Here is a 20,481-nt window from a genome sequence, read left to right as displayed (position 1 = left end):
GAGTAGGACGCCGCCAAGCGATTAAAAAGACCAGCTTATATAAGCTGGTCTTTTTTCTTGTTCCCTAAGGTTTTACGATAGCCAAAAGTGGAAATAATAAAGGACGAAGAGCAATTAGTTGAAAAAAAAGCGAAAACCACTTATAGTAAAGTTAAAGTCAAATATAGTCAAAGTCAAGTGAAGGAGGGGGCTGAGTGGGGAAAAATATTTCTGACATAATCGAACAGTATTTGAAACAAATATTAGAACAGAACGGGAAAGAAATATTAGAGATTAAACGGAGCGAAATAGCCGATAAATTTCAGTGTGTTCCTTCTCAGATCAATTACGTGATCAATACGCGTTTTACGAGTGAGCGCGGATACATCGTCGAAAGCAAAAGAGGCGGCGGCGGTTATATCCGAATTATTAAAATTAAAATGAACGATAAAATTGATTTGATTGACAACATTATGAATCATATCTATACAAGGCTCTCCCAGGCTGCTTCAGACGATATCATTTTAAGGCTTTTAGAAAATGGTGTCATTACAAAAAGTGAAGCAAAATTGATGGTGAGTGTCATGGATCGTTCTGTATTATATATTGATTTGCCTGAACGAGACGAATTAAGAGCAAGAATGATGAAAGCCATGCTTACGTCACTTAAATTTAAGTAAAGCGGGTGAGAAGCGTGATATGTCAAGAGTGTAAAGAAAGACCAGCAACTTTTCACTTTACGAAAGTCATTAATGGCGAAAAAAAAGAAATGCATATCTGTGAACAATGTGCAAAAGAAAACAGTGAGTCATATTCTATGAATGAAAGTGGCGGATTTTCCATCCATAATTTGTTATCCGGACTGCTGAATTTTGACTCGTCTTTTACTAACAGCAGTGAGGCTCAGCTTTTTCAACAGCCGGACCAGGTTCTGAGATGCAAAAAATGCAATATGACATTCCCGGAATTTCGAAAAACAGGCCGATTTGGATGTTCGGAATGTTATAAAACCTTCCATTCCTATATCACTCCGGTTTTAAGGAAAGTTCACAGCGGGAACACGGTCCATGCCGGTAAAATACCAAAGCGGATCGGCGGTAACCTGCATGTAAGAAGACAAATTGAAGCATTGAAAAAAGAGCTGAAAGAATTAATTCAGCAGGAGGAATTTGAAAAAGCAGCCAACATTAGAGACCAGATCAGGTCGCTTGAACAAAACCTGAATGCAAACAAGGAGGAGGAGGACTGATGTCACTGCAGCATTTTATTCAGAATGCTTTAAGCAATTGGATGCGGCAGGAAGGCCCTGAAAGTGACATCGTGCTTAGCAGCCGGATCCGTCTTGCTCGCAACTTGGATAAAGTTCGTTTTCCAACGCTTTTTTCAAACGAAGAGGCTTCAGCGATTATTACATTGTTTGAAGAACAATTCACAGGCTATGAAGTTCCAAGTATTGGGAAATTCGAGCTTGTGAAAATGGATCAGGTCCAGCCTTTGGAAAAAAGGGTTCTTGTAGAAAAACATCTGATCAGTCCGCATTTGACGGAAGCTTCCTTTGGCGCATGCCTTCTTTCTGAAAATGAAGAAGTGAGTATTATGCTGAATGAGGAAGATCATATTCGCATTCAATGTCTGTTCCCGGGATTTCAGCTTTCAGAAGCATTAAAAGCAGCAAATCAGGTGGACGATTGGATTGAAGAACGGATTGACTATGCTTTTTCAGAACAAAGAGGCTACTTAACCAGCTGTCCTACAAATGTCGGAACCGGGCTTAGAGCTTCTGTCATGATGCACCTTCCTGCTTTAGTGTTAACTAGGCAAATAAACAGAATTATTCCGGCAATTAATCAATTGGGCCTTGTTGTTAGAGGAATTTACGGTGAAGGCAGCGAAGCATTAGGGAATATCTTTCAAATTTCCAACCAAATTACCCTCGGTAAATCGGAACACGACATTGTCGAAGATCTGAACAGCGTCGTTGCTCAGTTGATCGAACAAGAGCGTTCAGCAAGAAAGGCGCTTTATCAGACTTCGCAAATCGAGCTTGAAGACCGCGTCTACAGATCTTACGGCGTACTGTCCAATTGCCGGATGATCGAATCGAAAGAAACAGCAAGATGTCTTTCAGACGTTCGTCTTGGAATTGACCTGGGGATAATAAAAGGTCTTTCCAGCAATATACTTAATGAGTTGATGATCCTCACGCAGCCTGGATTTCTCCAGCAATATTCAGGAGGAGTCTTAAGACCAAACGAGAGGGACATCAGGCGGGCTGCTCTTATCAGGGAGCGTCTGAAATTAGAAAACAACGGCAATAGACAGGAGGATGAAACGATATGATGTTTGGAAGATTCACAGAAAGAGCACAAAAAGTATTGGCGCTTGCTCAAGAAGAAGCTCTGCGTCTGGGCCATAATAACATTGGAACAGAACATATTCTCCTCGGCCTTGTCCGCGAGGGAGAAGGGATTGCTGCAAAGGCGCTGCAGGCATTGGGACTCAGCCCTGACAAGATTCAAAAAGAAGTTGAAAGCCTCATTGGCCGAGGGCAAGAGATGTCACAATCGATCCATTACACACCGAGAGCCAAAAAAGTGACTGAACTGGCGATGGATGAAGCAAGAAAGCTTGGTCACTCCTACGTTGGAACTGAACACATCCTCCTCGGCTTAATCCGAGAAGGGGAAGGTGTTGCGGCAAGGGTGCTGAATAATTTAGGCGTCAGCTTAAACAAAGCGAGACAGCAAGTATTGCAGCTGTTGGGCAGCAATGAGAGCGGTGGCGCTGCTTCAGGCGCCAACAGCAATGCCAACACACCAACCTTAGACAGTCTTGCCAGGGATCTCACGGCGATTGCAAAAGAAGACAGCCTTGACCCCGTAATCGGCAGAAGCAAAGAAATTCAGCGCGTAATTGAAGTGCTGAGCCGCAGAACGAAAAACAACCCTGTGTTAATCGGGGAGCCCGGTGTCGGTAAGACAGCGATTGCCGAAGGCCTCGCCCAGCAGATCATCAATAACGAAGTACCGGAGATTCTCCGCGATAAGCGAGTTATGACGCTTGATATGGGAACGGTTGTCGCCGGTACGAAATACCGCGGTGAATTTGAAGACCGCCTGAAAAAAGTGATGGACGAAATTCGTCAAGCGGGAAATATCATCCTCTTTATCGATGAGCTGCATACTCTCATCGGAGCCGGGGGAGCGGAAGGGGCCATCGATGCCTCCAATATCCTTAAACCGTCTTTGGCGCGCGGAGAGCTGCAATGTATCGGAGCGACAACCCTTGATGAATACCGCAAATACATTGAAAAAGATGCTGCACTCGAACGGCGTTTTCAGCCGATTCAGGTTGACCAGCCGTCTCCTGAAGAGAGCATTCAAATATTGAGAGGTCTCAGAGACCGCTATGAAGCCCACCACCGCGTATCGATTACGGATGAAGCGATTGAAGCGGCTGTGAAGCTGTCAGACCGGTATATTTCGGACCGTTTTCTGCCTGACAAGGCGATCGACTTAATCGATGAAGCCGGTTCAAAGGTTCGCCTGCGTTCATTTACAACGCCTCCGAACTTAAAAGAGCTTGAACAAAAGCTTGATGAAGTAAGGAAAGAAAAAGATGCCGCTGTCCAAAGCCAGGAATTCGAAAAAGCAGCGTCATTACGGGATACGGAGCAGCGCCTGCGCGAACAGGTCGAAGAAACCAAGAAAACCTGGAAAGAAAAGCAGGGACAGGAAAATTCAGAAGTGACCGTCGACGATATTGCAATGGTTGTTTCAAGCTGGACCGGAGTGCCGGTTTCGAAAATTGCGCAGACTGAAACAGACAAATTACTGAACATGGAGAGCATTCTTCATTCCCGCGTTATCGGCCAAGATGAGGCTGTCGTTGCGGTTGCCAAAGCAGTCAGACGCGCGCGTGCCGGCTTAAAAGATCCAAAACGTCCTATCGGTTCTTTTATTTTCCTCGGCCCTACAGGCGTAGGAAAAACGGAGCTTGCCCGTGCACTTGCCGAGTCCATTTTCGGCGATGAAGAAGCCATGATTCGCATCGATATGTCCGAGTATATGGAAAAACATTCAACATCAAGACTCGTCGGTTCCCCTCCGGGATATGTCGGCTATGATGAAGGCGGACAGCTCACTGAAAAAGTGAGAAGAAAACCGTATTCCGTCGTCTTGCTTGACGAAATCGAAAAAGCGCACCCTGATGTCTTCAATATTTTGCTGCAAGTGCTTGAAGACGGTCGCCTGACTGATTCAAAAGGGCGCACGGTCGACTTTAGAAATACGATTTTGATCATGACATCAAACGTCGGTGCGAGCGAACTGAGAAGAAATAAATACGTCGGGTTTAATGTGCAGGATGAAACCCAGAATTATAAAGATATGAAAGACAAAGTCATGGGCGAATTAAAACGCGCCTTCAGACCTGAATTTATCAACCGGATTGATGAGATTATCGTCTTCCACTCTTTGGAGAAAAAACATTTGAAAGATATTGTATCCCTCATGTCAGAACAATTAACTAAGCGTCTGAAAGAACAGGATCTGTCAATTGAGCTGACTGAAGCGGCTAAAGAAAAAATTGCCGATGAAGGCGTGGATCTCGAATACGGGGCGCGCCCTCTCAGAAGAGCAATCCAAAAACACGTGGAGGACCGGCTGTCTGAAGAGCTCCTGAAAGGCCATATTGAAAAAGGCCAGCATATTGTTTTGGATGTAGAAGGCGGAGAATTTGTCGTAAAAACCGAAGCTAAAACGAACTAATATAGAGACAAAAGAAAGAGGCATACGATGTTCATCAGTATGCCTCACTTTCTTATAAAGGGAGCGTTTTGAAAAATCAATGGCTAAAACAAAGACTAAATTCATTTGTCACTCATGCGGTTACGAATCCGCCAAGTGGATGGGGAAGTGCCCCGGATGCGGCACATGGAATACCATGGTGGAAGAAACGATAAAAAAACCCGCCGCCAACAGAAGAACCGCTTTTTCACATTCCGTTCAAACGGTGCAAAAGCCTTCACCTCTCACTTCAATCGAAACAACAGAAGAGCCGCGAATTAAAACGAAACTGGGCGAATTCAACCGCGTCTTGGGAAACGGTATTGTCAAAGGTTCACTCGTTTTAATCGGAGGCGATCCCGGCATCGGGAAATCAACCTTGCTGCTTCAAGTATCTGCCCAGCTCGCTGATTCAAAAGAAAATGTCCTGTACATCTCAGGTGAAGAATCGGTCAAGCAGACAAAGCTGAGAGCAGACCGTCTAGGCATCAACAGTCCCACTCTTCACGTTTTATCTGAAACCGATATGGAGTATATTACGTCTTCTATAGAAGAGATGAATCCATCATTCGTGGTGGTTGATTCGATTCAAACCGTTTACCAAAGTGATATTACATCTGCTCCAGGCAGCGTGTCCCAGGTCAGGGAATGCACCGCTGAGCTGATGAGAATTGCAAAAACAAAAGGGATTCCGATATTTATCGTCGGGCATGTCACAAAAGAAGGTTCGATTGCCGGACCGAGACTTCTGGAACATATGGTCGACACCGTCCTTTATTTTGAAGGTGAGCGGCATCATACATTTCGGATTTTAAGAGCCGTCAAAAACCGGTTTGGATCAACGAATGAAATGGGAATCTTTGAAATGAGGGAAGAGGGCCTGACAGAAGTGCTGAATCCGTCGGAGATCTTTCTCGAAGAGCGCTCGGCTGGAGCAGCCGGCTCGAGTGTCGTGGCTTCAATGGAAGGCACGAGGCCGGTCTTAGTAGAGATTCAGGCGCTGATTTCCCCGACGAGTTTTGGAAATCCGCGCAGGATGGCAACCGGAATTGATCATAACCGCGTCTCATTGCTGATGGCGGTTTTAGAAAAAAGGGTGGGGCTGCTGCTGCAAAATCAAGACGCCTATTTAAAAGTCGCCGGCGGCGTCAAGCTGGACGAGCCGGCGATCGACCTCGCCGTTGCGGTGAGCATCGCCTCAAGCTTCAGAGACACCCCGCCTCATCCGACGGATTGTTTTATCGGCGAAGTCGGCTTGACAGGGGAAGTCCGCAGAGTATCAAGGATAGAACAGAGGGTGCAGGAAGCGGCGAAGCTTGGTTTTAAAAGAATGATTATTCCTTCTGCAAATGTGGAAGGATGGACAAAGCCGAAAGGAATTGAAGTCGTCGGCGTTGAAAATGTAGCTGAGGCCCTTCGAGCTTCATTAGGAGGATCATAATATATGGAAAAAGACAAAAAAGGAGCGAAACAGGATCTTTCAGAAATATTGCAGTTTGTCGCCCCCGGCACACCTCTTCGCGAGGGAATCGAAAACGTCCTTCGGGCCAAAACAGGCGGATTAATCGTGGTCGGCTTCAATGATAAAGTGAAAGAAGTGGTTGACGGAGGGTTCCACATTAATTCTTCTTTCTCTCCGGCTCATCTGTACGAGCTGGCTAAAATGGACGGGGCGATTATTCTCAGCGATTCAGGGCAGAAAATTCTATATGCCAATACGCAGCTTATGCCTGAGGCGACGATACCATCCTCTGAGACGGGCATGAGGCACAGAACGGCCGAGCGTGTGGCCAAGCAGACCGGCTGTCTGATCATTGCAATTTCTGAAAGGCGGAATGTGATTACGCTCTATCAGGAAAATATGAAATATATACTCAAAGATATCGGCTTTATCTTAACAAAAGCCAATCAGGCGATTCAGACACTCGAAAAATACAAACTCATTTTGGACCATGCGATTTCCAATTTGAATGCGCTGGAGTTTGAAGAGCTTGTGACATTTGGGGATGTCATCTCTGTTCTGCATCGATATGAAATGGTGCTCAGAATCAAAAATGAAATTAATATGTATATTAAAGAGCTTGGAACAGAAGGCCATCTCATCAGGCTCCAGGTTAGTGAACTGATCACTGATATGGAGCAGGAAGCGGCGCTGTTCGTTAAAGATTATGTGAAAGAAAAAATCAAAGACCCGTTTGTCTTGCTGAAGCAGCTACAGGATATGTCGAGTTTCGAATTGCTGGATGACTCGATTCTCCTTAAGCTTTTAGGCTATTCAGCAACTACGAATATGGAGGAATACGTTTTCCCGAGAGGCTACAGGCTCCTTCACAAAATCCCCCGTCTCCCGATGCCGATCGTAGAAAATGTTGTCGAAGCATTCGGCCATTTAAAGCTCATTATCGAAGCGGATGTAAAAGAATTGGATGAAGTGGAAGGAATTGGGGCGGTCCGTGCCCAAAAGATAAAGAAAGGGTTAAAGAGACTTCAGGAGAAACATTATACTGACAGGCAGCTGTGAGAAAAATTTCTAAAAGTGATTAAAATTTGCAATTTATGGGTATATTATTCTTACTTTTTGTTTTCCCTTTTTCCGGTTGAAACAGCTGCATTCATAAAAATTAAAACGATTATTTTAAAGGAGGTGAAGGTATGTTGAAACGAATAGTTCAAGCGTTCTTTGCGATTTTGGGAGGCGTTATCGGTATTTTTCTCATACCGGAATTGTTTGTGCTGTTAAATGTACAGGACATACCTTTAGTAACAAACCCGTATGCGTCCGCTTGTTTAGGAGCTATCATCTTTTTTCTTCTGGGCATCTGGTGTGCGGATCATGTCATCAACTGGGTGAAACAAATTGAGGATTCCTTGATCAAAGCACCTGTCTCAGATTTATTGTTCGGCTCTTTGGGATTAATCTTCGGACTTATGCTCGCTTATCTTATCGTCAATGTCATTCCGTTAAAAGACATCCCTTATCAGTTGATCAGCACGGTCATTCCGATTGTGTTGGCCGCATTTCTCGGCTATCTCGGATTCCGTGTAGGTTTCAAGAAAAAGGATGAAATGCTGACACTTTTCACATCGAGAAAGAAAAAAGGTTCTGCTGAGGAAGAGCGTCCTGAAGAAGACAAAAAGCTGAAAATTTTAGACACAAGTGTTATTATAGATGGGAGAATTGCTGATATTTGTCAGACCGGATTTCTTGAAGGCGTCATTGTGATTCCTCAGTTTGTGCTTGAGGAGCTGCAGCATATCGCCGACTCTTCAGACGTCCTCAAACGAAACAGAGGACGGAGAGGACTGGATATTTTAAATCGGATCCAGAAAGAGCTCGATATCAAAGTTGAAATTTATGAAGGCGATTTTGAAGATATTCAAGAGGTCGACAGCAAGCTTGTCAAACTGGCGAAATTGACCTCAGGCGTTGTCGTTACCAACGATTTCAATTTGAACAAAGTATGCGAGCTCCAAAAGGTTGCCGTATTGAACATCAACGACCTTGCCAACGCCGTCAAACCTGTCGTGCTTCCGGGAGAAGAAATGAAGGTGCAGGTCATCAAAGACGGGAAAGAACATAATCAGGGCGTGGCTTATCTGGACGACGGCACGATGATTGTTGTGGAAGAAGGACGAAATTATATCGGCAAACATATCGACGTGCTCGTGACCAGCGTGCTGCAGACAGCGGCTGGCAGAATGATATTCGCCAAGCCAAAACTGCTGGAAAAGGCGCTTTGAAAAAGGGAGAAATAAAATGAATTACGAAGTCGTCATTCCTGCCGCCGGACAAGGTAAACGAATGAATGCCGGGAAAAACAAACTGTTTATCGAGGCGAAAGGAATACCTGTGATTATTCATACATTAAAGGTGTTTGAAAACCATGATGCCTGCAAAAGGATCATTCTTGTCATCAATGAACAGGAATTCGGTGAATTCAGCACCCTTTTAAAAACCTATCATTTTACAACGCCGATCGAGATGGTTCCGGGCGGAAGAGAACGCCAGCAAAGCGTATTTGCGGGTATTAAAGCGGCCGGCAAAGAGGAAACGGTCCTCGTCCATGACGGAGCAAGACCCTTTATTAAACGGGAATATATCGAACAGCTTGTCGAGAAAGCGAAGGAAACAGGGGCTGCTATCGTTGCCGTACCTGTTAAAGACACGATCAAACGCGTTCAAGACGGTGAAGTAGCCGGAACGATTGAACGTTCAAGCTTGTGGGCCGCTCAAACCCCACAAGCTTTTCGTCTTTCTATTCTGATGAATGCTCACCTTGAGGCTGAAACAAAAGGTTTCCTCGGTACGGACGACGCCAGTCTGGTCGAGGAAGCCGGAGGTACGGTTGCAATCATTCAAGGGGATTATCAAAACATCAAACTGACGACCCCGGATGACTTGCTTGTCGCAGAAGCGATATTAGAAGCGGAAAAGAGGAATGAACATGTTTAGAATAGGCCAAGGATTTGACGTCCATCAACTAGTGGAAGGCAGGCCGCTCATTATCGGGGGAATTACGATTCCTTACGAAAAAGGCCTGCTCGGACATTCGGATGCCGATGTGCTTTTGCACACGATTGCGGATGCGTGTCTCGGCGCCGTCGGCGAGGGCGATATCGGAAAACACTTTCCGGATACCGACCCTGAGTTCAAAGATGCCGACTCCTTCAAACTCCTTCGTCACGTCTGGATGATTGTGAAGGAAAAAGGCTATACGCTCGGGAACCTGGATTGTACAATCATCGCCCAAAAGCCTAAAATGGCGCCGTATATCGAAGACATGAGAGCCAGAATTGCCGAAGGGCTTGAGGCGGAAATGTCCCAAATTAACGTAAAAGCGACCACAACCGAAAAGCTTGGATTTACGGGAAGAGCCGAAGGAATCGCCGCTCAGGCTTCCGTTCTGCTCCAAAAGGTATAATTCATTTTGAAGACAGGTTCATTTGATGATAGAATAGGAAATAAATTTGAACTCTGTTAGAGACGAAAGGAAGTTAGACAGATGGGAAACGAAGTTCGGGTTCGTTATGCGCCGAGCCCAACAGGCCATTTACATATCGGAAATGCCAGAACCGCTCTCTTTAATTATTTGTTTGCCCGGAGCCAAGGCGGAAAATTCATCATCCGCATTGAAGATACGGACCGGAAGCGTAACATTGAAGGCGGAGAGCAAAGCCAGCTGAACTATTTAAAATGGCTGGGCATCGACTGGGATGAAAGCGTGGATGTCGGCGGAGAATACGGACCATACCGCCAATCCGAAAGAAACGACATTTACAAAACATATTACGAGGAGCTTCTTGAAAAAGGGCTTGCCTACAAATGTTACTGCACGGAAGAAGAGCTTGAGAAAGAGCGCGAGGAACAGGCTGCCCGCGGAGAAATGCCGCGCTACTCAGGCAAGTGCCGCAATTTAACTAAAGAAGAGCAGGAAAAGCTCGAAGCTGAAGGAAGACAGCCGAGCATCCGCTTTAAAGTCCCTCAAGGAGAAGTCATCAGCTTCAATGACATCGTCAAAGGAGAAATTTCTTTTGAAACAGACGGCATCGGCGACTTCGTTATCGTGAAGAAAGACGGAACGCCTACTTACAACTTTGCCGTAGCTGTCGATGACTATTTAATGAAAATGACGCATGTCCTGCGCGGCGAAGACCACATTTCCAATACGCCGAAGCAGATCATGATTTACAACGCCCTTGGCTGGGACATCCCGGCATTTGGACATATGACATTAATCGTCAATGAAAACCGTAAAAAACTGAGCAAACGGGATGAGTCCATCATTCAGTTTATCGAACAGTACGAAGAGCTCGGCTATTTGCCGGAAGCATTGTTTAACTTCATCACTCTTCTCGGCTGGTCGCCGGTCGGAGAAGAAGAACTGTTTACAAAAGAACAGTTTATTGAGATATTTGATGTACACCGTTTGTCAAAATCACCAGCGGTGTTTGATACGCATAAACTGAAATGGGTCAACAACCAGTATGTGAAAAAACTTGATCTTGATCAGGTGATCGAATTGACCGTTCCGCATTTGCAAAAAGCGGGCAAGGTTTCAGAAGAGCTAACTGGCAGCGAACAGGAATGGGTTCGCAAGCTGATTTCTCTATATCAGGAACAGTTGAGCTACGGCGCTGAAATCGTCGAGTTAACAGAGTTGTTCTTTAAAGACGATATCCAGTATAATCGTGAAGCAAGAACAGTTTTAGAAGAAGAGCAGGTTCCGGAAGTGCTTCGTGTATTTGCCGAAACGCTTGAGCAGCTTGACTCGTTTACGGCAGATGAGATCAAGGCATCCATCAAAGCCGTTCAAAAAGAAACAGGACATAAAGGGAAAAAGCTGTTTATGCCGATCCGCGTAGCGACGACAGGCCAGACCCACGGTCCTGAACTGCCTCAGTCCATTGAATTATTGGGGAAAGACACCGTTTTAAAACGGCTGAATAACATTATTCAATAAGATAAATCGTTGACAGGGATAAGTATAAAGCCAGGGCCTTTAAAGAGAGAGTCTTCATCGGCTGGAAAAGACTTAAGCGCCGGGCTTTAGAAATGCACCTCTTGAGACCTTTGAAGAACGTTTTTACACAAGTATTCAAAGGCGGTATCCGCCGTTATGGATGAGAGTTGAGAAAACAGCTGTGCTGTTTTCTAAACAGAGTGGAACCGCGCGTCAAAAAGCGTCTCTGTCATTAGACAGAGGCGTTTTTTTATATGGTTTGACAATAGATAGAGACAAAGGAAGCGGGGAACGGGGGGAATCATGTGTTCTTTAAAATGCTGAAAGAAGATGTAGATGTCGTATTTGATCAAGATCCAGCTGCGAGAAGCTACATTGAAGTCATCTTAACTTATTCAGGTTTGCATGCTATATGGGCGCATCGAATTGCACATGCTTTATATAAAAGAAAAAGGTTTTTCATCGCCAGAACGATCTCTCAAATCGCCCGCTTCTTTACAGGAATCGAAATTCACCCGGGTGCCAAGATCGGCAGGAGGTTTTTCATCGATCACGGCATGGGGGTTGTGATCGGCGAAACCTGTGAGATCGGAAACAATGTCACGGTTTTTCAGGGCGTAACGCTAGGAGGAACTGGAAAAGAAAAAGGCAAAAGGCATCCGACAATCGAGGACCATGCCCTGATCTCAACAGGGGCAAAAGTGCTTGGGTCCATTACAATCGGAAGAGGGGCGAAAATCGGCGCCGGCTCCGTCGTCCTGCATGATGTGCCTGAATGTTCCACCGTTGTCGGCATCCCGGGCCGCGTCGTCGTACAAAACGGAAAGAAAATCAGACGCGACTTGAACCACCAGGACTTGCCGGATCCGGTGGCTGACCGCTTCAGAGAATTGGAAAACGAAATCAGGCAGCTGAAACAAGAGCTCCGGAGAAAAGAAAGGGAAGATGAGCTGTGACACTAAAACTGTATAATACTCTCACACGAAAAAAAGAGCCGTTTGTGCCTCTTGAAGAAGGCAAGGTCAAAATGTATGTGTGCGGGCCGACCGTATATAACTACATCCACATCGGAAACGCGAGGCCGGCGATCGTCTATGACACGGTCAGAAAGTATTTGGAGTATAAAGGCTATGACGTCCAATACGTCTCCAATTTTACAGATGTCGATGACAAATTAATTAAAGCGGCAAATGAGCTTGGAGAGGAAGTGCCGGTCATCGCCGAACGCTTTATTAAGGCGTACTTCGAAGATGTCGGTTCACTGGGCTGCACAAAAGCGGACTGCCATCCGCGCGTCACTGAAAACATGGATGAAATCATCGATTTTATTCGAACGCTGATCGATAAGGGCTATGCTTATGAGGCAGACGGGGATGTTTATTATAAAACAAGATCGTTTGAAGGCTATGGAAAGCTGTCGCATCAATCAGTCGATGAGCTGAGATCAGGCGCCCGGATTCAAGTGGGCGAGAAAAAAGAAGATGCGCTCGATTTCGCATTATGGAAAGCGGCGAAAGATAACGAAATCTCCTGGGATAGCCCTTGGGGAAAAGGCCGTCCTGGCTGGCATATCGAGTGCTCTGCGATGGCGAAAAAATATTTGGGCGATTCGATCGACATTCACGCCGGCGGCCAGGATTTGACCTTCCCGCATCACGAAAACGAAATTGCCCAATCGGAAGCATTGACAGGGAAGCCTTTCGCGAAATATTGGCTTCATAACGGCTACATTAATATCGATAATGAGAAAATGTCAAAATCGCTCGGTAACTTTGTGCTTGTGCATGACATTATTAAAGAGCATGATCCCCAAGTGCTGCGGTTTTTCATGCTGTCTGTTCATTACAGACATCCGATCAACTATTCGGCCGAACTTCTTGAGAACACAAAAAATGCTTTTGGGCGTCTAAAAACAGCTTATAGCAATTTGCAGCATCGCCTGAAAAGCAGTACAAATTTAACAGAGGGCGATTCAGAATGGCTCGGAAAAATTGAAGAGCAGCGAAAAGCCTTTGAAACGGCAATGGATGATGATTTTAATACAGCGAATGCAATTTCCGTCCTGTTTGATCTGGCCAAACACGCCAACTACTATCTGCAGGAAAAGAATACTTCAGAACATGTCATTCAGGCGTTTCTACAGCTGTTTGACGAGATCTGCTCAGTGCTCGGCTTCTCCCTCAAGGAACAGGAACTTTTGGATAAGGACATTGAAGAACTGATCGAGAAGCGGAATGAAGCCCGCAGAAACCGTGACTTCGCAACATCTGACCAGATTCGCGACCAGCTGAAAAGCATGAACATTATCCTGGAGGACACTCCACAGGGTACGCGCTGGAAAAGAGGAGAATCGTAAACATGAATTTGGAAACCATTAAAGACGCCAAACAGCTGAATGGTTTGGCGCTTGCTTACATGGGTGATGCCGTATTAGAGGTATACGTCAGGCATCACCTCTTAAAGCAAGGCATGACAAGGCCCAATGATCTGCACAGGCAGTCGAGGCGCTATGTCTCTGCCAAGTCGCAGGCAAGCATGCTGTTTGCGCTAGAGGAGCAGAAATTTTTCACCGAGGAAGAACAGGCTGTGCTGAGAAGAGGACGGAATGCCAAATCCGGAACGGTACCGAAAAATACGGATGTTCAAACATATCGTTACAGTACGGCTTTTGAGGCGGTCATCGGGTATCTTTTTCTTGAGAACAGGGAAGATAGGCTTAATGAACTCATCAAAGTAGCGCTGGAAAAACGGGATGGCAGGGAGGAAGTCAAATGAGTGAGCAGCATGATTACGTCATAGGAAAAAACGCGGTCATCGAAACATTAAAGTCAGGCCGGGAATTGTATAAGCTGTGGATGGCGGAAAACACAGTGAAGGGACAGGCTCAGCAAGTCGTTGAACTTGCCGCCAAAAAAGGCATCACGATTCATTATGTCCCAAGAAAAAAACTCGATCAAATGGTTTCCGGACAGCATCAAGGCGTCGTCGCTCAGGTCGCGGCTTACGAGTATGCCGAACTGGATGATCTTTTTCAAAAGGCCGAAGACAGAAATGAACAGCCGTTTATCCTCGTTTTAGACGAGATTGAGGATCCGCACAATCTGGGCTCTATTATGCGCACCGCAGATGCGGTTGGGGCTCATGGCATCATCATCCCGAAGAGGCGCGCGGTCGGCCTTACGACGACTGTCGCCAAAGCCTCGACAGGAGCCATCGAACATATTCCGGTCGTCAAAGTGACCAACCTGTCGCGAACCCTGGAAGAAATGAAGCAACGGGGCATTTGGGTAGTCGGTACCGATGCGTCTGGAAAACAGGACTACAGGTCGCTCGACGGAAATATGCCGCTTGCGCTTGTCATCGGCAGTGAAGGAAAAGGCATGGGAAGGCTTGTAAAAGAGAAATGTGATTTTCTCATCCGCCTGCCGATGGCGGGAAAAGTTACGTCCCTGAACGCCTCAGTCGCAGCCGGCCTCCTGATGTATGAAGTGTACCGGAAACGAAGCCCTCTGGGAGAATAGACGGAATGGACATCCTGTTGGTCGACGGTTATAACATGATTGGGGCATGGCCTCAGTTGAAAGATTTAAAAGAAAACAGTTTTGAAGAAGCAAGGGATCTGTTGATACAGAAGATGGCGGAATATCAATCGTATACTGGGTTCCGGGTAATCGTTGTCTTTGATGCGCATCTCGTTAAAGGAATCGAGAAAAAGAAGGTCAATCATCGCGTAGAAGTGATATTCACAAGGGAAAATGAAACGGCTGATGAACGGATCGAGAAACTGGTGTCAGACTTGAATAATATTCAGACGCAACTCCATGTTGCCACATCTGACTACACAGAGCAATGGGCGATTTTCGGCCAAGGGGCCCTGCGCAAATCAGCCAGGGAGCTGCTCAGGGAAGTCGAAGCGATCGAAAGGCAAATCGAAAAAAGGGTGAAACAAATCACCTCAGAACGTCCCGCGGGGAAAATTCCATTGTCAGAAGACGTCTTGAAGATCTTCGAAAAATGGCGGCGTGGCGACTTGGATTAGGTTGACGCTTTTTTGTCCATTACTGTATAATATTTCTATCTACGTGCGGTCGGGGGGATCGGAGTGAACTTACAAAACAACCAGGGAAAATTCAGCAAAGAACAGTTCAGCAAAGAACGTTTTTGCCAGTTGGAAGACGAGCAGGTCATTGAAATGGTTCATGTCGGAGACAGTGATGCGTTAGATTACTTGATTACAAAGTACCGTAATTTTGTAAGGGCAAAAGCAAGATCCTACTTCTTAATCGGGGCTGATCGGGAAGATATCGTTCAGGAAGGCATGATTGGACTCTACAAATCTATCCGTGATTTTAGAGAGGACAAGCTGACTTCATTCAAAGCTTTTGCAGAATTATGCATTACCCGCCAAATTATTACCGCTATCAAAACAGCTACTCGCCAGAAACATATTCCGCTCAATTCTTATGTGTCGCTGGACAAGCCCATTTATGACGAGGAATCAGACCGGACGCTTCTCGACGTGATTTCCGGAGCCAAGGTTATGAATCCTGAAGAGCTGATCATCAATCAGGAAGAATTCGATGATATCGAGCTGAAAATGGGAGAATTGCTTAGTGATTTAGAAAGAAAAGTTCTTGCGCTCTATCTCGACGGAAGATCCTATCAGGAAATATCCGAAGAACTAAACCGCCATGTAAAATCGATCGATAATGCGCTCCAGCGTGTCAAAAGAAAGCTTGAAAAGTACCTGGAGCTCCGCGAAATCAGCTTGTAGCCAATGCTTATGGCATATTGACAGTCATTTTATGACTGTGATATGTTACTTAGGAAAATGATCGTCCAGAAAAAGGTGTAAACATGAAGAAAAAAGTAACGTTAGCCTGCAAAAATTGCGGAAGTCGTAATTATACGACAATGAAAAGCTCCGCAGCTTTGGCTGAACGGCTCGAAGTAAAGAAATACTGCAATAACTGCAATTCACATACAGTACATCTGGAAACAAAATAGGCGTTTTTGTTTTTAGGTTGTGGAGGTTTCTTACCATGGGTATTATCAAATTTTTAAAGAATGTCGGAAAAGAAATGAAAAAGGTCACCTGGCCTAAAGGAAAAGAACTAACGCGCTATACGATCACTGTTATCACCACCGTTATCTTTTTCGCTATCTTTTTTGCACTCATCGATTCGGGTATTACGCAATTAATTCGTTTAATAGTTGAATAATGATCAGCATAACGTGTTATAATAGATCTAAATATGACTTGCCAAAAAACCCGTTTAACGGGTTTTTTCATTGTTTCAAAATATGAGGCTCGTATAAAAGAAAGTGTCAGTTTCCCGGTACGGCCAAAAACTTTTAAGGTGTGGGGAGGGAAGGACTGAAAGGGTCCTGAATGAGAATGGAAAAGAAATGGTATGTGGTTCATACGTATTCCGGCTATGAAAATAAAGTAAAGGCGAATTTGGAAAAACGGGTGGAATCGATGGGGATGCAGGATAAGATATTCCGCGTCGTTGTACCTGAAGAGGAAGAAACCGATATTAAAAACGGCAAGAAAAAAGTCGTTAAAAAGAAAGTATTCCCTGGGTATGTACTTGTCGAACTAGTCATGACGGATGATTCCTGGTATGTTGTTCGAAATACGCCTGGCGTGACCGGGTTTGTCGGTTCAGCCGGATCAGGTTCAAAGCCGACTGCGCTGCTTCCGGGCGAAGCGGAAAAAATTCTGAAGCGGATGGGGCTTGAAGAAAGAAAAACAGAAATCGACTTTGAATTAAAAGAAACCGTCAAGGTGATCGACGGCCCGTTTGCTGATTTCACAGGGACGATCGAAGAGATCGACCACGACAAAAATAAAGTCAAAGTATTCGTTAATATGTTCGGAAGAGAGACCCCGGTTGAGCTCGAATTTACTCAAGTTGACAAATTGTAATGGAAAAGCGCTTGAAATCACTATATAAAAGTGATAATATACAAAGGTGCGTCTTGGCAAAAAGGTCAAGGCAGCTAGCTTGATATTTTCATCATTCATATAAAGAATGAGACCTTGAGTGGGAGGGTTCACCCTATTACCACATCACGGACTTAAGGAGGTGTGTCTCGTGGCTAAAAAAGTAGTTAAAGTTGTAAAATTGCAAATTCCTGCTGGAAAAGCGAATCCAGCTCCGCCAGTTGGTCCTGCATTGGGTCAAGCCGGTGTTAACATCATGGGATTCTGTAAGGAGTTTAACGCTCGTACATCTGACCAAGCTGGTCTGATCATTCCTGTAGAAATTTCGGTTTACGAAGACCGTTCATTTACATTTATCACAAAAACTCCGCCTGCTGCTGTATTGCTTAAAAAAGCGGCTGGAATTGAGTCAGGTTCTGGTGAGCCTAACCGTAATAAAGTCGCAACCGTTAAACGCGATAAAGTACGTGAAATCGCCGAAACAAAAATGCCTGACTTAAATGCGGCAGATGTTGAAGCGGCTATGCGTATGGTTGAAGGAACTGCCCGCAGTATGGGTATTGTGATCGAAGACTAATTTTTGTCTCTTTGCTGGGTTGCGAGTTTGGATCAGACAAGTTCGCAACCCTTATTCGTGGGAGGTTATTCCGCTAAAACCACTAAGGAGGAAATTTTAAAATGGCTAAAAAAGGTAAAAAATACGTCGAAGCTGCCAAGCTTGTAGAGCGTACAAAAGCTTACGACGTAAACGAAGCGATTGAGCTTGTGAAAAAAACAAACACAGCTAAATTCGATGCCACTGTTGAAGCGGCATTCCGTTTAGGTGTTGACCCTCGTAAAAACGACCAGCAAATCCGCGGTGCAGTTGTACTTCCAAACGGAACAGGCAAAACTCAGCGCGTTCTTGTTTTCGCTAAGGGCGAAAAAGCGAAAGAAGCGGAAGCTGCTGGTGCAGACTACGTAGGCGATTCTGATTACATCAACAAAATTCAGCAAGGCTGGTTTGATTTTGATGTAATCGTTGCGACTCCTGATATGATGGGTGAAGTCGGTAAAATCGGACGCGTGCTTGGACCAAAAGGTCTTATGCCAAACCCTAAAACAGGAACGGTTACTTTCGAAGTTGAAAAAGCAGTCAACGAAATCAAAGCTGGTAAAGTTGAATACCGCGTTGATAAAGCAGGAAACATCCACGTTCCAATCGGAAAAGTGTCATTCGAAGAAGGCAAGCTTGTAGAAAACTTCGCGACAATGTACGACACAATTTTGAAAGCGAAACCTGCTGCTGCTAAAGGTGTATACGTGAAAAACGTTTCTGTTACATCTACAATGGGACCTGGAATCAAAGTGGACCCTTCAACTTTCAACGTAAAATAATATTGACTTTTGATAAGACGTTCTGATATAATTCAAAACGTTGTAAAAATAAAATATGTCCATTTATACCGTAGACAGTAGGTGCCGATAAGGCTTAATCTCCTACCGAGGTGTATATATATCACAGCTCTAGCGTTACGTATGCTTGTATATACAGCCTCCATGTCGAATGGAGGCTTTTTATATGGAACATGTCGTTAAAGAACGTGATCACCGAACGGTATAAGTGTTACACAGATGAATCTTACAGGAGGTGTAACCATGAGCAGCGCAATTGAAACAAAAAAAGTTGTTGTTGAAGAAATTACTTCTAAACTGAAAGAAAGTAAATCAACGATCATCGTTGACTATCGCGGCCTTAACGTAGCTGAAGTAACAGAACTTCGTAAACAGCTTCGCGAAGCTAACGTTGAGTTCAAAGTGTACAAAAACACGATGACTCGCCGTGCGGTTGAACAAGCTGAACTTGATGGTTTGAACGATTTCTTAACAGGACCGAATGCGATTGCATTCAGCACTGAAGATGTTGTCGCTCCAGCTAAAGTTCTTAACGAGTTTGCTAAAAAGCACGAAGCTCTTGAAATCAAAGCGGGCGTAATCGAAGGCAAAGTATCTACAGTTGAAGAAGTGAAAGCTCTTGCTGAACTTCCATCTCGCGAAGGCTTGCTTTCTATGTTGCTTAGCGTACTTCAAGCTCCAGTTCGCAACCTTGCTCTTGCAACTAAAGCTGTTGCAGAACAAAAGGAAGAACAAGGCGCTTAATAGCATCAGTATCTAAAAAATAAAACAAAATGGAGGAATTACAAATGGCTTTAAATATCGAAGAAATCATTGCTTCCGTTAAAGAAGCAACTGTACTTGAATTGAACGACTTAGTAAAAGCAATCGAAGAAGAATTTGGCGTAACTGCTGCTGCTCCTGTAGCTGTAGCTGGCGGAGCTGCTGCAGGCGGTGCTGCTGAAGAAAAAACTGAATTTGATCTTGTTCTTGCTGGTGCAGGAGATCAAAAAATCAAAGTTATTAAAGTTGTTCGTGAAATCACTGGTCTTGGCTTGAAAGAAGCTAAAGAACTTGTTGACAACACTCCAAAACCTCTTAAAGAAGGTATTGCGAAAGAAGAAGCTGAAGAGCTTAAAGCTAAACTTGAAGAAGTTGGCGCTTCTGTAGAAGTTAAGTAATCTTCACCTAATCTTTAGGGGAAAGCTCGCTTTTAAAAGCGGGCTTTTTCTTTGCTAATTAATTGTAGTCCCTTCCGCATAAGATACGCCATCTTGTTTCAAGATATCTGGAGAGTTCACCAACTGAGGAGGTTCTGTGATGACTGACCATTATTATTCGGAAAAACCTTCAGCAAAAAGCAGCAGATCAACGTGGGCATTTCGCTTGAGAAACCGGACGTTTACTTTTATCAGCGACAGCGGAGTTTTTTCAAAAAGAGAAGTGGACTTTGGCTCAAGGCTGCTGATTGAAGCTTTCCGGGAACCGGATACAGAAGGTGATTTTTTGGATGTAGGCTGCGGCTATGGCCCGATTGGTCTTTCGCTTGCTGCGGATTTCGAAGATCGAATGGTTCACATGATCGATGTTAATGAAAGAGCTGTCGAACTTTCGAAGGAAAACGCGTTAAATAATCAGATCGACAACACGAAGATCTATCAGAGTGATCTGTTTGCCAACGTCGAACCTGCAAAAAAATTCGCTTCTATTATTACTAATCCCCCCATACGCGCCGGGAAAAAAACTGTGCACGCCATCTTTGAAAAAAGCGCTGAACATTTGCGGCCTTCAGGAGAGCTGTGGGTCGTCATTCAGAAAAAACAAGGCGGGCCTTCTGCCATTGAAAAATTAAAAGAACTTTTTGCGGACGTTGAAGTCGTTCACAAAAAGAAAGGGTACTATATCATCAAAGCAAAAAAAGTTTGACTCG

24 protein-coding genes and 2 other annotated features are annotated in these 20,481 nt (G+C 44.8%); all 24 genes read left to right on the top strand.

What is annotated here, in order from left to right; all coding sequences use genetic code 11:
* Window positions 1–194 precede the first annotated feature (194 nt).
* Entirely contained in the window at window positions 195–659 is a 465-nt protein-coding gene (locus ACH97_RS13700; RefSeq protein WP_020449835.1) for a CtsR family transcriptional regulator, read from the top strand.
* 14 nt (window positions 660–673) lie between these two features.
* Window positions 674–1,228 carry a protein-arginine kinase activator protein McsA gene (gene mcsA, locus ACH97_RS13695; protein ID WP_003178271.1) on the top strand — a complete coding sequence of 185 codons (555 nt, stop codon included), beginning with the start codon at window positions 674–676 and terminating at the stop codon, window positions 1,226–1,228.
* Window positions 1,228–2,319 (top strand): protein-arginine kinase McsB, encoded by a 1,092-nt coding sequence (gene mcsB, locus ACH97_RS13690; RefSeq protein ID WP_020449837.1) that lies wholly within the window; start codon window positions 1,228–1,230, stop codon window positions 2,317–2,319. Before mcsA ends, mcsB begins: the two co-directional genes overlap by 1 nt.
* Window positions 2,316–4,748 carry an ATP-dependent protease ATP-binding subunit ClpC gene (gene clpC / locus ACH97_RS13685; RefSeq protein WP_020449838.1) on the top strand — a complete coding sequence of 811 codons (2,433 nt, stop codon included), beginning with the start codon at window positions 2,316–2,318 and terminating at the stop codon, window positions 4,746–4,748. Before mcsB ends, clpC begins: the two co-directional genes overlap by 4 nt.
* A gap of 79 nt (window positions 4,749–4,827) precedes the next feature.
* Window positions 4,828–6,207, top strand: coding sequence for a DNA repair protein RadA (radA, locus tag ACH97_RS13680; RefSeq protein ID WP_020449839.1), 1,380 nt, complete (start codon window positions 4,828–4,830; stop codon window positions 6,205–6,207).
* Window positions 6,208–6,210: 3 nt separating this feature from the next.
* Window positions 6,211–7,287, top strand: a complete 1,077-nt coding sequence (gene disA, locus ACH97_RS13675) for a DNA integrity scanning diadenylate cyclase DisA (RefSeq protein WP_020449840.1) — start codon at window positions 6,211–6,213, stop codon at window positions 7,285–7,287.
* A 131-nt stretch (window positions 7,288–7,418) separates the two neighbouring features.
* Window positions 7,419–8,507, top strand: a complete 1,089-nt coding sequence (locus tag ACH97_RS13670; RefSeq protein WP_009330350.1) for a PIN/TRAM domain-containing protein — start codon at window positions 7,419–7,421, stop codon at window positions 8,505–8,507.
* Between the two features lie 16 nt (window positions 8,508–8,523).
* The gene (gene ispD / locus ACH97_RS13665; RefSeq protein ID WP_020449841.1) at window positions 8,524–9,219 is read left to right on the top strand and encodes a 2-C-methyl-D-erythritol 4-phosphate cytidylyltransferase; all 696 of its coding nucleotides are present in this window, start codon (window positions 8,524–8,526) and stop codon (window positions 9,217–9,219) included.
* Entirely contained in the window at window positions 9,212–9,688 is a 477-nt protein-coding gene (gene ispF / locus ACH97_RS13660) for a 2-C-methyl-D-erythritol 2,4-cyclodiphosphate synthase (RefSeq protein WP_020449842.1), read from the top strand. The genes ispD and ispF overlap by 8 nt, the downstream gene beginning before the upstream one ends.
* Window positions 9,689–9,769: 81 nt before the next feature.
* Window positions 9,770–11,227, top strand: coding sequence for a glutamate--tRNA ligase (gene gltX, locus ACH97_RS13655; protein ID WP_020449843.1), 1,458 nt, complete (start codon window positions 9,770–9,772; stop codon window positions 11,225–11,227).
* Window positions 11,228–11,458: a binding site (T-box leader), on the top strand. It begins immediately after the preceding gene.
* 74 nt (window positions 11,459–11,532) lie between these two features.
* Complete coding sequence (gene cysE, locus ACH97_RS13650) at window positions 11,533–12,183, top strand: serine O-acetyltransferase (RefSeq protein WP_020449844.1); 651 nt, start codon at window positions 11,533–11,535, stop codon at window positions 12,181–12,183.
* Window positions 12,180–13,583, top strand: a complete 1,404-nt coding sequence (cysS, locus tag ACH97_RS13645; RefSeq protein ID WP_020449845.1) for a cysteine--tRNA ligase — start codon at window positions 12,180–12,182, stop codon at window positions 13,581–13,583. Before cysE ends, cysS begins: the two co-directional genes overlap by 4 nt.
* 2 nt (window positions 13,584–13,585) lie before the next feature.
* Window positions 13,586–14,002: a Mini-ribonuclease 3 gene (locus ACH97_RS13640; protein WP_020449846.1), complete on the top strand. Its 417-nt coding sequence runs from the start codon at window positions 13,586–13,588 to the stop codon at window positions 14,000–14,002.
* Window positions 13,999–14,748, top strand: a complete 750-nt coding sequence (gene rlmB / locus ACH97_RS13635; RefSeq protein WP_023855918.1) for a 23S rRNA (guanosine(2251)-2'-O)-methyltransferase RlmB — start codon at window positions 13,999–14,001, stop codon at window positions 14,746–14,748. Before ACH97_RS13640 ends, rlmB begins: the two co-directional genes overlap by 4 nt.
* A gap of 5 nt (window positions 14,749–14,753) precedes the next feature.
* Window positions 14,754–15,266: a ribosome-dependent mRNA decay endonuclease Rae1/YacP gene (gene rae1 / locus ACH97_RS13630; protein ID WP_020449848.1), complete on the top strand. Its 513-nt coding sequence runs from the start codon at window positions 14,754–14,756 to the stop codon at window positions 15,264–15,266.
* A gap of 63 nt (window positions 15,267–15,329) precedes the next feature.
* On the top strand, window positions 15,330–16,001 hold the full coding sequence (gene sigH / locus ACH97_RS13625) for an RNA polymerase sporulation sigma factor SigH (protein WP_003178288.1): 672 nt from the start codon (window positions 15,330–15,332) through the stop codon (window positions 15,999–16,001).
* Window positions 16,002–16,084: 83 nt separating this feature from the next.
* Window positions 16,085–16,234, top strand: coding sequence for a 50S ribosomal protein L33 (gene rpmG / locus ACH97_RS22975; protein WP_020449849.1), 150 nt, complete (start codon window positions 16,085–16,087; stop codon window positions 16,232–16,234).
* Window positions 16,235–16,269: 35 nt separating this feature from the next.
* Entirely contained in the window at window positions 16,270–16,449 is a 180-nt protein-coding gene (gene secE, locus ACH97_RS13620) for a preprotein translocase subunit SecE (protein ID WP_003178291.1), read from the top strand.
* A gap of 176 nt (window positions 16,450–16,625) precedes the next feature.
* Window positions 16,626–17,159 carry a transcription termination/antitermination protein NusG gene (gene nusG / locus ACH97_RS13615; protein ID WP_003178298.1) on the top strand — a complete coding sequence of 178 codons (534 nt, stop codon included), beginning with the start codon at window positions 16,626–16,628 and terminating at the stop codon, window positions 17,157–17,159.
* Window positions 17,160–17,328: 169 nt separating this feature from the next.
* A complete protein-coding gene (gene rplK / locus ACH97_RS13610) occupies window positions 17,329–17,754 on the top strand; it encodes a 50S ribosomal protein L11 (RefSeq protein WP_003178300.1) in 426 nt (141 codons plus the stop codon).
* A gap of 101 nt (window positions 17,755–17,855) precedes the next feature.
* Window positions 17,856–18,554: a 50S ribosomal protein L1 gene (rplA, locus tag ACH97_RS13605; RefSeq protein WP_020449850.1), complete on the top strand. Its 699-nt coding sequence runs from the start codon at window positions 17,856–17,858 to the stop codon at window positions 18,552–18,554.
* 50 nt (window positions 18,555–18,604) lie between these two features.
* Window positions 18,605–18,746, top strand: a sequence feature (ribosomal protein L10 leader region).
* A gap of 69 nt (window positions 18,747–18,815) precedes the next feature.
* Window positions 18,816–19,316, top strand: coding sequence for a 50S ribosomal protein L10 (gene rplJ / locus ACH97_RS13600; protein ID WP_003178304.1), 501 nt, complete (start codon window positions 18,816–18,818; stop codon window positions 19,314–19,316).
* A 44-nt stretch (window positions 19,317–19,360) separates the two neighbouring features.
* Complete coding sequence (rplL, locus tag ACH97_RS13595) at window positions 19,361–19,732, top strand: 50S ribosomal protein L7/L12 (RefSeq protein ID WP_003178305.1); 372 nt, start codon at window positions 19,361–19,363, stop codon at window positions 19,730–19,732.
* A gap of 139 nt (window positions 19,733–19,871) precedes the next feature.
* Window positions 19,872–20,477 carry a class I SAM-dependent methyltransferase gene (locus tag ACH97_RS13590; RefSeq protein ID WP_020449851.1) on the top strand — a complete coding sequence of 202 codons (606 nt, stop codon included), beginning with the start codon at window positions 19,872–19,874 and terminating at the stop codon, window positions 20,475–20,477.
* Window positions 20,478–20,481: the final 4 nt, after the last annotated feature.

Source organism: Bacillus paralicheniformis, from assembly GCF_001042485.2.
GTDB lineage: Bacteria > Bacillota > Bacilli > Bacillales > Bacillaceae > Bacillus > Bacillus paralicheniformis.
The sequence above is the reverse complement of the archived record's forward strand: the minus strand, read 5'-3'. Positions and strand labels throughout refer to the sequence as shown.

Bases quoted from the DNA above. Each gene is read 5' to 3' on its own strand.
- ACH97_RS13590 (WP_020449851.1), top strand. From the start codon at position 19,872: ATGACTGACCATTATTATTCGGAAAAACCTTCAGCAAAAAGCAGCAGA.
- mcsB (WP_020449837.1), top strand. From the start codon at position 1,228: ATGTCACTGCAGCATTTTATTCAGAATGCTTTAAGCAATTGGATGCGG.
- ispF (WP_020449842.1), top strand. From the start codon at position 9,212: ATGTTTAGAATAGGCCAAGGATTTGACGTCCATCAACTAGTGGAAGGC.
- secE (WP_003178291.1), top strand. From the start codon at position 16,270: ATGGGTATTATCAAATTTTTAAAGAATGTCGGAAAAGAAATGAAAAAG.
- radA (WP_020449839.1), top strand. From the start codon at position 4,828: ATGGCTAAAACAAAGACTAAATTCATTTGTCACTCATGCGGTTACGAA.
- rpmG (WP_020449849.1), top strand. From the start codon at position 16,085: ATGAAGAAAAAAGTAACGTTAGCCTGCAAAAATTGCGGAAGTCGTAAT.
- rplA (WP_020449850.1), top strand. From the start codon at position 17,856: ATGGCTAAAAAAGGTAAAAAATACGTCGAAGCTGCCAAGCTTGTAGAG.
- ACH97_RS13640 (WP_020449846.1), top strand. From the start codon at position 13,586: ATGAATTTGGAAACCATTAAAGACGCCAAACAGCTGAATGGTTTGGCG.
- rae1 (WP_020449848.1), top strand. From the start codon at position 14,754: ATGGACATCCTGTTGGTCGACGGTTATAACATGATTGGGGCATGGCCT.
- ispD (WP_020449841.1), top strand. From the start codon at position 8,524: ATGAATTACGAAGTCGTCATTCCTGCCGCCGGACAAGGTAAACGAATG.
- clpC (WP_020449838.1), top strand. From the start codon at position 2,316: ATGATGTTTGGAAGATTCACAGAAAGAGCACAAAAAGTATTGGCGCTT.
- nusG (WP_003178298.1), top strand. From the start codon at position 16,626: ATGGAAAAGAAATGGTATGTGGTTCATACGTATTCCGGCTATGAAAAT.
- disA (WP_020449840.1), top strand. From the start codon at position 6,211: ATGGAAAAAGACAAAAAAGGAGCGAAACAGGATCTTTCAGAAATATTG.
- rplJ (WP_003178304.1), top strand. From the start codon at position 18,816: ATGAGCAGCGCAATTGAAACAAAAAAAGTTGTTGTTGAAGAAATTACT.
- ACH97_RS13670 (WP_009330350.1), top strand. From the start codon at position 7,419: ATGTTGAAACGAATAGTTCAAGCGTTCTTTGCGATTTTGGGAGGCGTT.
- rlmB (WP_023855918.1), top strand. From the start codon at position 13,999: ATGAGTGAGCAGCATGATTACGTCATAGGAAAAAACGCGGTCATCGAA.
- gltX (WP_020449843.1), top strand. From the start codon at position 9,770: ATGGGAAACGAAGTTCGGGTTCGTTATGCGCCGAGCCCAACAGGCCAT.
- rplL (WP_003178305.1), top strand. From the start codon at position 19,361: ATGGCTTTAAATATCGAAGAAATCATTGCTTCCGTTAAAGAAGCAACT.